At 32.3% G+C, this 14,187-nt stretch carries 14 protein-coding genes; 8 read left to right on the top strand and 6 right to left on the bottom strand.

What is annotated here, in order from left to right; all coding sequences use genetic code 11:
* Positions 1 to 793 precede the first annotated feature (793 nt).
* Positions 794 to 1,066 (bottom strand): hypothetical protein, encoded by a 273-nt coding sequence (locus F0000_RS02015; RefSeq protein WP_149623028.1) that lies wholly within the window; start codon positions 1,064 to 1,066, stop codon positions 794 to 796.
* A 556-nt stretch (positions 1,067 to 1,622) separates the two neighbouring features.
* Here F0000_RS02015 and F0000_RS02010 point away from each other — a divergent pair.
* Complete coding sequence (locus F0000_RS02010; protein ID WP_149623027.1) at positions 1,623 to 2,366, top strand: DUF547 domain-containing protein; 744 nt, start codon at positions 1,623 to 1,625, stop codon at positions 2,364 to 2,366.
* 318 nt (positions 2,367 to 2,684) lie between these two features.
* On the opposite strand, the gene F0000_RS02005 is transcribed toward F0000_RS02010, so the two are convergent.
* On the bottom strand, positions 2,685 to 3,560 hold the full coding sequence (locus tag F0000_RS02005; RefSeq protein WP_149623026.1) for a type IV pili methyl-accepting chemotaxis transducer N-terminal domain-containing protein: 876 nt from the start codon (positions 3,558 to 3,560) through the stop codon (positions 2,685 to 2,687).
* A gap of 632 nt (positions 3,561 to 4,192) precedes the next feature.
* On the opposite strand from F0000_RS02005, the gene F0000_RS02000 reads away from it, so the two are divergent.
* The 7 genes from F0000_RS02000 to F0000_RS01970 all read left to right on the top strand — a co-directional run bounded on the left by F0000_RS02000 (position 4,193) and on the right by F0000_RS01970 (position 9,577).
* Entirely contained in the window at positions 4,193 to 4,927 is a 735-nt protein-coding gene (locus F0000_RS02000) for a hypothetical protein (RefSeq protein WP_149623025.1), read from the top strand.
* 82 nt (positions 4,928 to 5,009) lie between these two features.
* On the top strand, positions 5,010 to 5,942 hold the full coding sequence (locus F0000_RS01995; protein WP_149623024.1) for a hypothetical protein: 933 nt from the start codon (positions 5,010 to 5,012) through the stop codon (positions 5,940 to 5,942).
* A gap of 1 nt (position 5,943) precedes the next feature.
* A complete protein-coding gene (locus tag F0000_RS01990) occupies positions 5,944 to 6,414 on the top strand; it encodes a hypothetical protein (protein ID WP_149623023.1) in 471 nt (156 codons plus the stop codon).
* Between the two features lie 29 nt (positions 6,415 to 6,443).
* Positions 6,444 to 7,682, top strand: a complete 1,239-nt coding sequence (locus F0000_RS01985; RefSeq protein ID WP_149623022.1) for a hypothetical protein — start codon at positions 6,444 to 6,446, stop codon at positions 7,680 to 7,682.
* Positions 7,670 to 7,987: a hypothetical protein gene (locus F0000_RS01980; RefSeq protein ID WP_149623021.1), complete on the top strand. Its 318-nt coding sequence runs from the start codon at positions 7,670 to 7,672 to the stop codon at positions 7,985 to 7,987. Before F0000_RS01985 ends, F0000_RS01980 begins: the two co-directional genes overlap by 13 nt.
* Entirely contained in the window at positions 7,980 to 8,444 is a 465-nt protein-coding gene (locus tag F0000_RS01975) for a prepilin-type N-terminal cleavage/methylation domain-containing protein (RefSeq protein WP_149623020.1), read from the top strand. Before F0000_RS01980 ends, F0000_RS01975 begins: the two co-directional genes overlap by 8 nt.
* A 2-nt stretch (positions 8,445 to 8,446) precedes the next feature.
* Positions 8,447 to 9,577 (top strand): type II secretion system F family protein, encoded by a 1,131-nt coding sequence (locus F0000_RS01970; protein WP_149623019.1) that lies wholly within the window; start codon positions 8,447 to 8,449, stop codon positions 9,575 to 9,577.
* 58 nt (positions 9,578 to 9,635) lie between these two features.
* Here the strand turns inward: F0000_RS01970 and F0000_RS01965 are convergent, their stop codons facing one another.
* The 4 genes from F0000_RS01965 to F0000_RS01950 are packed head-to-tail and all read right to left on the bottom strand — an operon-like array spanning position 9,636 to position 14,166.
* Entirely contained in the window at positions 9,636 to 10,385 is a 750-nt protein-coding gene (locus F0000_RS01965) for a tetratricopeptide repeat protein (protein ID WP_149623018.1), read from the bottom strand.
* A gap of 13 nt (positions 10,386 to 10,398) precedes the next feature.
* On the bottom strand, positions 10,399 to 12,165 hold the full coding sequence (locus tag F0000_RS01960; RefSeq protein ID WP_149623017.1) for a BatD family protein: 1,767 nt from the start codon (positions 12,163 to 12,165) through the stop codon (positions 10,399 to 10,401).
* Positions 12,166 to 12,208: 43 nt separating this feature from the next.
* Positions 12,209 to 13,099 (bottom strand): tetratricopeptide repeat protein, encoded by an 891-nt coding sequence (locus F0000_RS01955; protein ID WP_149623016.1) that lies wholly within the window; start codon positions 13,097 to 13,099, stop codon positions 12,209 to 12,211.
* A gap of 32 nt (positions 13,100 to 13,131) precedes the next feature.
* A complete protein-coding gene (locus F0000_RS01950; RefSeq protein WP_149623015.1) occupies positions 13,132 to 14,166 on the bottom strand; it encodes a VWA domain-containing protein in 1,035 nt (344 codons plus the stop codon).
* Positions 14,167 to 14,187: the final 21 nt, after the last annotated feature.

Here is a 14,187-nt window from a genome sequence, read left to right as displayed (position 1 = left end):
ATGATTCAAAGCTTATCAATTCTCATATCGTTTCCTGAAAATGAGATTTTTAACATTTCTTCATCATTTTAAACACAGTTCTTAAGCTCCTTTATAGCGCTTAATGCTATAAAATTGAAAAAAATACGTTTTTTGGGGTAACATAATCTGTTTTCGTGACACTTACGTATACAAAATAAAAGTAAAAAATTAAGAAGAAGTTGGTTATTATTTCAACACATAATCAATCTAAATGCTGATTATTAAAAAGTTAGTTATAAGTATTAACTATTAAGAAATAATAACCCTGCAGAGCAACACGCTAGCATTTGCTAGTGGCGTTATAGATTGGTAGCATATGAGTGACTGATAAAAACTATAAAAATTAAAAAAAGCTATTCCACAGATTTTGGGATAGCTTTTTGTATTTTGTGGTATGAGCAGAAATTATAAATTCCATAATAAAAGCGGTCTATATTTTGTGAGTTTTGCAACGGTTTACTGGATAGATGTTTTTACAAGCTAGTTCTACTTCGATGCATTGGTAGATAGTGTGAAGTATTGTCGAAAGGAAAAAAGTATGGAATTGTATTGTTATTGCTTTATGCAGAGCCATATCCATTTTATTTTTCGTTCTTCAATTGATCAACCATCAGAATTACTAAGGGATTTTAAACGGCATACCCCCGGCTGCCGCTAGTATGAGCTCCCGCTAGTTTTCAAAACTAGTGGCGTTCTGAGTAAGACGACAACAGTAAGAAATAGAAAAAAAACAGCCACGATCTATTTTATGATAGGATGTGGTTTTGTTATATTATGCAGCGTATGCTTTTTTGGTTTTCGTATCACGTATAAAAGCATCAATAATTTTGGTAATGGTATTTTTATCATCGGTAGTAAGACGCCACAAAATATGTAGTATAAAATCCCGATAGCACGGAAATGTTTTCCGTGTCAAATATAAGGTAAGCTTAAGAAATACAGTAAAAATAGTCATGTTTATAGAAGATGTGGCTGTTTTTTTATAACGAATAAGTAACAAATTTGCCTGATTGACACGCTTGGGGTAAATAGAAATCCGGTTCATTCAAAAAAAATCATATCAGAATTGTAAATCTGATTATAAACACTTTACAAAACACTCAAAAATTCTAATATTTTGTATTCTTTGAGATGTATCCTTTAATTTTAAGCAGCACTTAAGACAGTATCCCTATGATGTACCAATGAAAGAATATTCCTCCTTTTGCCCATAAACTTATATTTACACCTCGCAACTGATTCTGAAACCTTTTTCGCTTCAATATTTTGATTAACAAATAAATAGATGCACAAATAATTATATTTTTAAAAAAATGAGTGTTGTTGTTTTTTAATTTTTTCACGAAAGGAAAGGTGTAACAAAATAATCACATGAATCTGTATAAAAACAAGCTTTAATTCAAAATCCCTTAGTTTACAGACTTTTATACTTTAAAAAGAACAACATATACATACTGTTAAGCCATAATATTATTACTTTAACGACATATAACCGTCATTCGTCGTAACTTTACGACATTTTAACGTTAATAAGGTGGTAAAACAAAACTTATGTGTTATTTTTGACAGTATAAACTAAATAATCTACTAAACCTTTCAACATGAAAAAGTTATACATATGTTTTGGATTAATTGTAGTGTCTTCTTTTTTTTCTATATCTACAGCCCAAAACCGAATAGATCATATGCCTTGGGATCAGTTATTACTCCTCAATGTATCTACTGATGGTGAAGTAAACTATAAAGGTTTCATCAGAGATAAATTTTTATTCAATGAATATTTTAATTCTTTGGCAACCAATCATCCATATATAAATACCCCAGAAAATGAAAAACTAGCGTATTGGGTTAATTTATATAATGCTATCGTGATGAAAATGGTAATTGATAACTATCCTGTTACTTCTATCAATGATATCAAAAACCCCTGGAAACAAAAACAAATCGTAATCAACGATACATCATATAGTCTGGATGACATTGAACATAACATCCTTAGAAAAATGAATGAACCAAGAATTCATTTTTTACTAAGCTGTGCCGCAAAATCCTCTCCAAAATTATGGAATAGGGCTTACACTGCACGTAATGTTCAACAAGCTTTACAAGAAAAAACAGTAGAGTATATTAATAACAGAAATTATAACAGAATTACGGCACAAGATGCAAAAATCTCTAAAGTATTCGAATGGTATAAAAACGATTTTAATGAAGGAGATGTTATTAAGTTCATTAACACCTACGCTACTACCAAAATTGACCCTAGATCAACAATATCTTATTTGGAATATGACTGGAGTTTAAACGAAAAAAAATATGTTAACGATGTTACGGTAACTAAATAGTATCGAGCTTCATCCTTAATAATTCAGAGCACTGATATTAATGTAAAAAAACTCAAAATATAAAAAACAATCAAGTAGTAATTAGTAATTGAATATTTTTAAACAGGCTTTAAAGAACTTATCTTTTGTAACGCTTTTGCTTACAAAGGATGAGTTCAATCAATATAATAATAATCAAGCAATGCTGTTGATATATGGATAAGATCATATATCAACAGCATTTATTTTTTAATCAGTACAATTTCTGATTTAAAATTACTCACATAAAAGCAGTAATGAGATTAGACTAAAAAAAGAACTTTGTTTTAGACATAAAAATTAATGACTATCGATTTTTGTTTTTTCATACATCAATGTAATATCATTAAATACACGTGTTAATTCATTTGTCATTTTATATACATCTTCATATTTTAATTCTTGCGCCATTAATTTTTGTTTTTCTTTTTTGATAGTATTCCACTTAGAAAAAGCAACTCCTATTTTCTCATCTATCTCCGAAGTATTAGCATCGAATATCAAAAGCATATTAAGAGCTCCATCAAATTCATTAAAAATATTCGTAAGCATTTGATTCGAATTTTTATTCTTAATTACTTGTTCGTTCCCATAATAATAAAGTGCTAACCGCTGAGATAACATGCGTTGTCTACCAGCTATATTAATAATTTCTTCGAGCTCAGGTGCATCTTTTTTCAAATTAGACTCTGATTCGTTCAAATAATTTGAAGCGTTTTTACGCGACTTTTTAGACTGCATTATGATTTGCCGCACTACCTCATTAGTTGCTTTTAACAGATCGGTATTTGATTCCATAATTTTTTTAGCGATATCATAGTTCGGAGAAACTTCAATAAGTTTTTTAAAATCTCCCCATAGTTTATTTACCAACACTATTTTATCATTAACTTCTTTGAATGGTGCATTCTGTTGAAGAATTCTATTTTGTTCTTCAAAAATAACTTTGGCAGTCATTAAATCTTTTTTGGCCTGACTATCATCAGGTTTACTCAATAAATAAAGATATGATTTAGCCATTTTTTGGGTAAGCATACGTTGTTTACCAGATGTGTTAATTGCTTTTTTGAAACTTATATTTCCGTATTTGTCATGCTGAGCATGACTAATGTTCATCAGTAATACTAAAAAAAATAGGGGTATAAGTCTGTTGTAAGTAAGTGGTTTGTTTGTCATTTAAATTTGGTTTTTAGTCTTTTGGTTATACATCTATCTTCTACGTGGATCCATTAGTTAAGAAGAATATGATGCGGTTTAGGTACTTTTTACTTGTGCTCAGCTAAAAAAGTTGCGCAAAAGTACTTCATATTTTTGAATTATTCAGTTGATATTGATTCCCAAAAAAAGGAGTCATTATAAAGAAAAAAGTGCTACATCTTATATTAACACACTTAAAAACAATATTTTAACATCTAAAAAAAGTATATTTAACTCTCCGAACAAAGAACATTTAAAGTTGAAAATTCCCTTTCAATCACTTGGTTTTCAAACAATAAAAGTTTTGTTAAAATTTGGAGTCTTCAAAACGACATCCTATAAAAACATTGTTTAGGTAGCCACCTTTGAACAATGGTGTCTGATTATTTTTACAAAATTTCATGTCTTTGAGGGGTAACATTTACTGTATTACAGACACTATTAATAGATGACCTCATAAATATGAGGAATTATTAATAGTTTATCATAGATAACAGATATAGTGTGACGATTATTTGTTTTATAACCATCAATATCTAACCAAACTAGTATAATTAGCTAGCTTCTATTATCTTTGACAGCTCATTTTGTGGCAAATACAAGCTTATTTTATGCAGTATAAAAAACATATTTTAGTAGTACTAAGCATTTCTTTTTTTATCGGGTGTCGGAGCATCTCAGTAAATAAATCTGCCTTGCACACCTCAGCAACCACTCCTATAGCATTGGGGGTTATTGGTGTTCATGAAAATCATATCCTCCATACAGATTTTCAGGTAACTACCATTCCTAGCTATAAAAATGGAATTCGAGTAGGAATCAGTGCTACGGATTTCAATAAAAATACTTACAAAACTTATCTGGCTGCCTCAAAAAATAATGTGCAGCAAATTAAGTATGTTGACTCTATAGATAACAAACCACAATTTCTTAAAATAGAATTACTTGATTGGGTAGCTATAATTACAGAATTAGAGGAAACATATAACCAACAGACAATAGCTTATCTGAAACGTCAACAAGATGCCGAAATGATATCTGCTGTTTCAGCAGCTTTATCTGCAAAAGATATCAACGAAATCAATAATGCCGAAGCTGTTTTTTTAGTTAATAAAAATTATAAACAATATCAACTATCATTAATAAAAGATGGTAAAACATTCAAAACTATTGATTTTGCAGACCTTACTATCTTTGGATATCGATTGTCTTACTTTTGCTGGGGAGAAAATGAAAAAAATCGAGTTACACTTTTTGATATTGTTGATGAAAATGACAATTGCCCCAAAAACACGTATAAAAATGCTGAAAAGACGAAAGAAAAAGTAAATTATTTCAAATTATAATTTAATTCCTTTCTTTTTAAGACATCGGATATAATGAAGTTACTTTTATCAGTACATATCATTCAAAATTAATAACTAAAAAATGAAAAAACGATTTTTATATATCTCTATACTGTTTCTAATCTTTTTTAGTTGCGAAGAAATCTTGCTGGAAGAGGATCTTACCAATATGGTAGTAACCATTATCGCACCATCAGACGGAACAAGGGTAGAAAACACATCCCCTACTTTTAGCTGGAATGAGATTGACCAGGCCATTACATATCGCCTGCAGATTGCAAGACCAAATTTTGAAAATGCTTCTCAGGTGGTAGAAGATACTACAGTTACCACCACAAGTTTTAGAACTACTTTGGTAAGAAATGCATATGAATGGAGGGTAAGGGCTCAAAACACCTCTTCGGAAACAGCATATACCAAAGCAGGTTTTAGTATTGTAGAAAGTGAAGATTTTCCAGCTCGAGAAGTAATTTTATCATCTCCTGCTAATTCTATGATACTCAATAGAACTTCTATAACATTACAATGGCAATCCGTTACAGATGCTACGGCATATAGAATACAGCTATTGGATACTAATGATCAGGTATTACAGGAAGAAACAGCCACGGGAATATCCATTCAACTTACATTTCCCGAAGGAACTACTACCTGGAGAATACGTGCAGAAAACAATACGCAGAGTACATTATACAGCTCGAGAACACTTACAGTAGACAGTATGAATCCTAAAAAACCTGTGGCTACTGCACCCGCCAATCAAGGTTCTTTTACCAATACTATGGTGTCATTTAGCTGGACCAGAGAAGCAGTAGAGGGTACTACAGAATTTGATAGCATCTATATATATCAAAATGAGCAATTAACACAATTAGTAACCAAAGATCAGGTAACATCACCTGCAGAAATTACATTAGAGACAGAAAATACATATTATTGGTTTCTAAAAGCTTTTGATGAAGCTGATAACCAAAGTGAAGCAAGTGATGTATTTAGTTTTACCATAAATCCATAATATGCTAAAAGGTAAAAAAGTATTATATGTTCTAGTACCCATGGTTGCTTGCATCTGGGGAGCTATTATATTTCAGGTTGTAGATGCATTCTCTGAGGATGATGCTATAGTTTCTGATATAACGACAGTATCTTTTTCTACCATTGAAACAAAGGAACGAGAGAAATTCTCAATGAGTACTATTGATAGAGATCCTTTTTTGGGCACTATCTATCGACCAAAAAAAACAGCAACCAAAAACCCAAAGGCACCTATAAAAAAGCAAGAGACTATTTGGCCTTCTATAACGTATAAAGGATTAGTTTCTGCTCAAAACAATACAAAAGCTATTTTTCTTGTGGAAATAAATGGAACTGATCAGTTGATGAAAAAAAATGAATCATTTTCTGAGGTAAAATTCATAGAAGGGACTCCTTCTTATATACGATTGAGGTATAAAGGAAAAACAAAACAATTTGAAATTTTGAATTGAACATATTCTATAAAATAAAAGCCCAGGCAATGCAATTTGCATTGCTAATCTCAGTAATCATCGCGATTTTATTGAGCACTTTCTTATTACTTACCCACGTGCAATCTTTTTTTAGCATCAAATCACAAGAATTAATAGAAGCTTCTGAGCTAGTCAATAAACAAATATTTAAATCTTTTGCTGATACTGGTATTACTAAAGACACGATACAAACGAATATAGGGAATAATGTGACAAAACTAGTTTCTAATTATCATGGGGTATGGACAAAAACAGTCTCTAAGGTACAGATAAGAAATAAAAAAGTTGTCAAAATCGCTTTTACCGGATCTGTTATAGACCAAAAAACACCTAATCTCTATTTGGCAGACAAAAACTCTCCGCTGGTAGTGGTTGGCAATACAAGAATTGAAGGCAACAGCTACCTCCCGGAGCAAGGTATAAAAGCTGGAAATATTTCTGGTAACTATTACCACGGGACTCGCTTATTTTATGGGCGTACTATAAAAAGTAAAAAGCGTATTCCAGAATTGCATCCCGAATGGATTGAATACCTGGAATCTATGTGTGCAGGCGCACATCTAACTGAAAAAAATATAATTCCTTTATCAAAAGAGATAAAAAATTCTTTTCATAACTCAACAAACATTATTTACAATACTGAAAAAATCGTTCTGGGCGACGAAATTATATCAGGGAATATTATCGTCCAGTCTGCCTCAAAAATTATAATAAACTCAACATCTCAATTGACAGATGTTATCCTGATTGCTCCAATTATTGAAGTACAAAATGATGTAAAAGGTACTATCCAACTCATCGCAACAAAAAAAATTAAAATCGGAAAAAGATGTCATCTATCATATCCTTCTTCTATAATTCTTTTTGATAACAACAGCTCACAGAACTCTCTTCATACTAACACCACTCAAAATCAAATTCCGGATTTCAATATCAATATCAATACTATTATAGAAGGTGCTGTGGTATATCTGAAAAAAACTAAGGAAATACAAAACCGAATCAAAACCAATATCAAAGTAGAAAACAATGTACAGATCATTGGTGAATTTTACTGCCAGGGAAATACTGATTTTCAAGGAACTGTAAAAGGAGCTTTGTATGTGAATCAGTTTATCGCCAATCAATCCGGTTCTATCTATCTCAATCACCTTTATAACGGCAAAGTCTTAAAAAATCCAGTGAGCGACTATGCCGGACTTTCTTTTGAGAATTCTAAAAAAAATGTAGCAAAATGGATGTACTAAAAAAAATACGCGCTGCGACATTGATAGAAACGCTAACTGCTTCGGTCTTAATAATCATAGTATTTATGATTGCAAGTTTTAGTTTTAACAACATCTTTACCAATCATATAAAAAGAGACCAAACCACTATTAAAAACAGAGTAAAAGAATTAGAATATCTTCTGATTCACCAAAAAATAAAACTTCCTTATACTGAAGACTTTGGCAATTGGGAGATTGAAATTATATCTGAGACACCTACCATAGTACTGCGATATCGTCAGGGTACAAATGAATATGAAAAACAAGTAGTATTGCGTGAGTAAAAAGTTTCATAAAATAAAGGCTTTTACCCTAACCGAAATGATGGTAGTAATTGTTATTTCTGCAATTGTGGTTGGACTGGCATTTACTATTCTCGGAATCGTACAAAAAAATATGAGAAGCATTGAACACAATTATGAATATCAATCAGCAATACAGTCATTAGAAACAAGTTTAACCATAGATTTTAACAAATACCCAATTGCTATATGGAACTCCTCAAAAAACGAATTAGTACTTTCTTCTCCCATCCATAAAAAAACATACACATTCGCAACCGATAGTATTGTTAATGATTTGGATACTTTTGCGCTAAAAACTAAGAATACTACCTATTATCTTGAAGGAAATGAAGTTACTTCTGGTCGTATTGATGCGGTGAAACTTACGTTTAATCGTACAGCAGATAAGCATCGCATTTTTGTCTACAAACATAATGATCCTACAATCCATTTCTGAATATGGGAATAAAAATAGCTAATACTAAAAAGGAAAAACAAAAGGATAGCTCTTTTGATATTTCAGAAATACTAACTACCGAGATTACCCTATTTGGTACTGCATTCAATAGTAAAAAAAAGGAACAATGGTATGCAGAACTTAGTATTTTATTAAAATCAGGAATCGATCTAAAAAGTGGTTTAGAATTATTATCAGAAACACAGAAAAAAGAAAAGGATCAAAAATTAATGATAACTATGCTATCTCAATTAGTTGACGGTAGTTCGTTTTCTGAGATTTTAAAAAAAGATAAAAACTTTACGGATTACGAATATTATGCTATAAAAATTGGAGAACAGACAGGACAATTAGCCCAGATTACGCTGGAACTTAGTGAATTTTATAAAAGAAAAAATGATTTACGCAGAGAGATAGTCTCTTCACTAACATATCCACTTATCGTTATGCTTACCGCTTGTATTGTTATCATTTTTATGCTAAAGTATGTTGTCCCTATGTTTGTGGATATTTTTGAACAAAATAATGTGGAACTTCCTGGTATTACGAAAGCTATTATCAATTTTTCTAATTTTACCGGGGAAAACGGCTTTTTGATTTTAGCCAGTCTTACAATTAGTGTGATTGTAGTTATTATTATTTCAAAAAAAGACTGGTATAGAAAATTCTCAGGAAGCTTTCTTCTTAAGATACCTATCTTGGGAAATTATTTTAGAAAGATCTATATGGCACAATTTACGCAGGCACTTTCTCTTCTTACTCAGGCCAAAGTACCGATGGTAGACAGTATAGAACTGATAAAAAACATGATCAATTTCTATCCGTTACAGCAAGGATTACACAAAACTAATCAGGCAGTAATTGCAGGAGACAAATTGAGTGCAGCTTTTGCACAAAATCCGATTTTTGATAAAAAAATGATTGCAATGGTACGTGTAGCAGAAGAAACCAATCAGACTGAATTTATTTTTCAAAAATTAAATGAACAGTATAACCAGCAGGTAAAGCATCAGTCTCAGGTAATCTCTAATGTGCTCAATCCTGTTCTTACCATTATGGTAGGGATTATTGTGGGCGTAATTCTCATTGCAATGTACCTACCTATGTTCAGACTAAGCAGTGTCATTGGATAATACTACTTTTAAAAACTGATCTCATATTTTTGTCAGGTTTCTTAAGAATCCATATAAATTACAACTCTTTGAGATCCGTAGTAGGTACCCATCCTATTTTACCGTCAGAAAGTTTAATTTTTTTCCAGTCATTGACTGTTTCGGTAATCTTTACTTTGGTTCCTTCATGAAGTTGAAATACTTCTTCACTTCGCAAGTTGGGTTCACTCTTTACCGTAGTTTCCTGCGCAAAAATAATTGCATATTGATTATTCTGGATAAATCCATATTGCTTAAAAGCAAAGAAAATACCAAATAAAGTAATAATCAGTGACATCCAGGAGCCGATAAAAAATAATCGTTTTCTAATGGATATTCTGGCGGTATAATAGGCAATAAAAAGTAATACAAAAAGAATAACACATACTATAGATACCCACGCCCATCCATCAAAACTAAACATATTGGTAAAATTAGTAATAGTTCTGGACACTACTCCTTCAGGAATTACATCAATGGCATCGATTGTAGTATTTTTTGCAAAATCAAGATTATTTTTGATATCCGCATCATTGGGCGCTAATTCTAAGGCCTTCTCATAGTAGTATATGCTCTGCCCTACATTACTCAGCTTATAATGTGCATTGGCGAGATTATAATATAGTTCTGCAGATTCCTGACCTTGATCTATAATGGATAAATATGCATCAATCGCTTCCTGATATTTTTCCTGATTATAGAACGTATTCCCATTCTGAAAAACAGTTTCTTGCTGAGCAACCATATAGCTGCTCACTAGTAAAACAATTATGGTAATTAAATTTTTCACGTTTTTTAAAATTTTATAATTGTTTATCAATAGATGCAATCACTCTGGATGCCTTATCATAATCTTGTTGCATAGCAGAGGTTGATGAAGGTGTGTATCTTGCAAATTCACAACTCTCTAATAAGGCTATAAACTCTATAGTAGTTGCCTCATCGACTTCTTTCTCTTTTAATAAACGCTCAATACGATCTTTACTCATATCACTTGTCTGTATATGCAACTTGGCTTTTAGATAATTATGCAAGGCACGTTCCATAGCAATATAGAATTCTGTTTGATTCCCTAAATTTTTCTTTGCTTCAGATAAATATTTACGTGCTAGTTTATCTGCTTTACGCACTCTATTGCCACTTACATCACTTAGTCGTTCTTCTCTCTTTTTTCCAAAAAACAAAAATAATGGGATTGCCAGCAATGGGGCTGTCAGTGCAACCCAATACCTTGTAGATTTAAAAAAGTATTCTTTGTTCATTGGCTGAAGGTTTCCGTTCAATTTTAAAAACCGAAACTGATTACCTGATTGTGTCACCAGTTGTTTACCGGTTCCTGTTGTCTCCGTATTGGCAACAATACTTCCGCTATCCGGACCATTTTTTACATTAATTACAATTTCATCGGATGTGATCCTCTTATAGGTTTTCGTTTTTAGATCAAAATAAGAAAATGAAATCGGAGGAATAGGATAGGTTCCTTTGAACTGGGGAACCAATGTGTAAGTGTCAGAAATACTACCAGACATACCCCCAAGGGTTGTTCTTACACTTTCATTGTGCTCAGGTTCATATTGCTCTAAACCATTAGGTACGTTTAGTTTTGGTAAATCAAAAAGCTTTAGGTTTCCATTTCCTGAAACTGTCACTTTGGCTTCCAGAGATTCTGTAGCATCTAATGATGTTCTATTCGGGCTTACTCTAAAATTAAAAGTACCTACAGCTCCGGAAAAATCATCTGGTTTACCTTGTTCCGGTAATGGCTTAACATTAATAATTCTAGTTCCTGCAGCTACTTTTCTCTCTACTGTTGTATACAATTTTCCTCCGAATATATCACGCCGATTAGTAGGCACATTAACTGAAATAGATAATGTAAGGGGTTCTATCTCAAGTTTTCCTGTTTTCTGAGGGTATAACACTGTCTTTCCACAAACAACAAAAGAATAGGGTTCTCCTTTATATTCTCCTCGCTCTACACTTAACTGTCCTATTTTTATAGCCTGACTCCAGAAATCGCTATACTTGGGATTGTCTATCTCTCTTAAATTACTTACTTGTATTCTGGGGCTAACATATAATTTGTAAACTACCGTGATAGCTTCATTAAGATATGGATTGGTATTAGAAACTTCTGCTACGAGATGTAGATTTTCACTAGCTACATAATCTGCGTTATTACCATCCTTTGGTTTTTGTACTGCTGCTGTGACTTCTACTCTTATGGGTAAGGTTTTGTAGATACTACCGCCAATCTCTATAGTTGCCTGCCCAATCTTAAAAGTTCCTCTTCTGGTTGGTGAAAGAAAGTAGCTAAATGTTTTGGCATACGATCTTTTGCCATTAATCCAGGAATTACTAATAGATTGATTCGGTCCTCCAACCACTGTAAATCCGCTAAAATTAGGAGGTGTAAAATTATCTCCGTCCTGATTCATCTCAAAATCAACACGTAATCTCTCATTTATACCTAGCTTTTTCTTACTTAATTTAGCTTCAAACTTAACCTGAGCAATCCCTAACTGTGCTATACCCAGAAATAATGTTAGAAAAATTAATTTTAGTTTCATCTTTATATTTTATATCATTCTTTCTTCTACAGAAACCTATGTACTACCAATCTTTTTCAGTCTTTGTTTTTGCTCCCTGTACTTTTTTGGCATTGATCTTATCCTGTACTTTCTTTTCCTGATTATTCATTGCTTCTAATAAACTCTTTACCTGCTGAGGAGAAAGTTGTCCTTGTACCTGTTGTGGCTGTTTTTTTTGTTCTTCAGGTTTTCCATCTCCTTCTTTTTTATCTTCTTTCTTTTCTTTTCCTTCGTCTTTAGGCTCTTCTTTTTTATCCTTTTTGTCGTCTCCCTTTTCATCTTTCTTATCTTCTCCTTCATCTCCTTTCTTCTCCTTGTCGTCCTTCCCTTCTTTGTTATCCTCTTTTTTATCGTCCTTATTATCTCCTTCTTTGTCTTTGTTATCCTTGTTTTCGTCTTTTTTATCGTCCTTGTTATCTTTGTCCTTATTATCCTTATTCTGATCGTTTTGTTGTTCTTGCTGCTCTAGCATTTTTTTTGCCAATGCCAGATTATAACGGGTTTCATCATCTTTAGGATTATTGCGCAGTGCATTTTTATAGGCATCTACAGCTTCTTTATATTTTTTTTGCTCCATAAAGGTATTTCCTTTGTTATGAAACGCCTTATGTTTTTCTTCTTTGGAACTAGCTATTTTTACTGTCTCGGTATAGCGTTGTTCTGCCTCACCGTATTTTTTGGTATTGTAATATGCATTTGCCAGATTGTATTTTGCTGTTGGATCTACCGGGTTTTTTGCAATCGCTTTTCTATATTCTCCTTCTGCTTTTGGGAAATTACCATCTTTTACCAATACCTTATTTCCTGTAGCCACAAATCTATTGGCTTCTGCAATAATTTCTGTTCTATCTTCTTCCTGCGAAAATATGATTCCGGATAAGAGACATGTCAGTATGATTAGTGTCTTTTTCATAGTGCTCATTTTTTTTACCTCAATTCTGTTATTTAATGTTCATTAAAGAGGTTTAATTTTTTAACCCAGGATGTTTTTCTTTCTAATAAGAATATATCTAAAAACAGTAATAATAATCCTGCTCCAAGAAACCATTGAAATTGGTCTTTAAAATCTGCAAACTGCTTTGCTTCAAATTCCTTTTTGTCCATTCCTTGTAATAGTTCTGTAACATTTTCTACTACGGTATTTGTATTTTTACCATCAATGTATATGCCATTGGCATCTTTAGCAATTTCCTGTAAAATTGTAGTATTTAGCTTGGTAATTACGGTCTCACCCTGACTATTTTTCTTATAATTTTGTACAATCCCATTTCTTTTTATGGGTATCGGCCCCCCTTTGGTGGTTCCAACTCCAATCGTAAAAATTTTGATTCCTTCCTGTGCTGCTTCTTCTGCTATCGACCCAATATTACCTTCGTGATCTTCTCCATCACTGATAATAAAGAGAACGCGATTCGTTTGCTCTTCATCATCATAATAGGTTTTAGCTAATTCTATCGCTTCATTAATTGCGGTTCCCTGAGAGGAAAGCATATCTGTATTCATAGATTGTAAAAACATTTTTGCAGAACCATAATCTGTAGTAATAGGCAACTGCGGGAAAGCACTGGCAGCATAGGCTATAATACCAATTCTATCACTTGCCAGGTTATTGATAATCTGTGTTACCAATTGCTTTGATTTTTCTAATCTGTTAGGAGCAATATCTTCTGATAGCATACTTTTAGATACATCTATCGCAAATACTACATCTACTCCTTCCCTTTTTACGGTTTCTAATTTGGTCCCTACTTTTGGGTTTACCAATGCAACAATAAAACACGCCAATGCCAGGCTGATAATAATAATCTTAAGAATTGATTTAAAAATCGATTGATTGGGACTGAGTTTTTTTAATAAAACCCTATCTGCAAATTTTTTCTGCACCGTTTTTTTCCAAATTAAAACACCCAAAAACAGTACTATTAGTAAAGGTATTACTAATAGCAACCAGAAATATATTTTTTCTTCTAATAAGTACATACTATCAATTTATAGATACTC

Origin of the sequence: Aquimarina sp. RZ0, assembly GCF_008370685.1 — a bacterium.
GTDB lineage: Bacteria > Bacteroidota > Bacteroidia > Flavobacteriales > Flavobacteriaceae > Aquimarina.
The sequence above is the reverse complement of the archived record's forward strand: the minus strand, read 5'-3'. Positions and strand labels throughout refer to the sequence as shown.

What these genes read in the sequence shown, in the direction of transcription:
- F0000_RS02015 (WP_149623028.1), bottom strand. Translation starts at nt 1,066, where the DNA reads ATGAACCGGATTTCTATTTACCCCAAGCGTGTCAATCAGGCAAATTTG.
- F0000_RS02010 (WP_149623027.1), top strand. Translation starts at nt 1,623, where the DNA reads ATGAAAAAGTTATACATATGTTTTGGATTAATTGTAGTGTCTTCTTTT.
- F0000_RS02005 (WP_149623026.1), bottom strand. Translation starts at nt 3,560, where the DNA reads ATGACAAACAAACCACTTACTTACAACAGACTTATACCCCTATTTTTT.
- F0000_RS02000 (WP_149623025.1), top strand. Translation starts at nt 4,193, where the DNA reads ATGCAGTATAAAAAACATATTTTAGTAGTACTAAGCATTTCTTTTTTT.
- F0000_RS01995 (WP_149623024.1), top strand. Translation starts at nt 5,010, where the DNA reads ATGAAAAAACGATTTTTATATATCTCTATACTGTTTCTAATCTTTTTT.
- F0000_RS01990 (WP_149623023.1), top strand. Translation starts at nt 5,944, where the DNA reads ATGCTAAAAGGTAAAAAAGTATTATATGTTCTAGTACCCATGGTTGCT.
- F0000_RS01985 (WP_149623022.1), top strand. Translation starts at nt 6,444, where the DNA reads ATGCAATTTGCATTGCTAATCTCAGTAATCATCGCGATTTTATTGAGC.
- F0000_RS01980 (WP_149623021.1), top strand. Translation starts at nt 7,670, where the DNA reads ATGGATGTACTAAAAAAAATACGCGCTGCGACATTGATAGAAACGCTA.
- F0000_RS01970 (WP_149623019.1), top strand. Translation starts at nt 8,447, where the DNA reads ATGGGAATAAAAATAGCTAATACTAAAAAGGAAAAACAAAAGGATAGC.
- F0000_RS01960 (WP_149623017.1), bottom strand. Translation starts at nt 12,165, where the DNA reads ATGAAACTAAAATTAATTTTTCTAACATTATTTCTGGGTATAGCACAG.
- F0000_RS01955 (WP_149623016.1), bottom strand. Translation starts at nt 13,099, where the DNA reads ATGAAAAAGACACTAATCATACTGACATGTCTCTTATCCGGAATCATA.
- F0000_RS01950 (WP_149623015.1), bottom strand. Translation starts at nt 14,166, where the DNA reads ATGTACTTATTAGAAGAAAAAATATATTTCTGGTTGCTATTAGTAATA.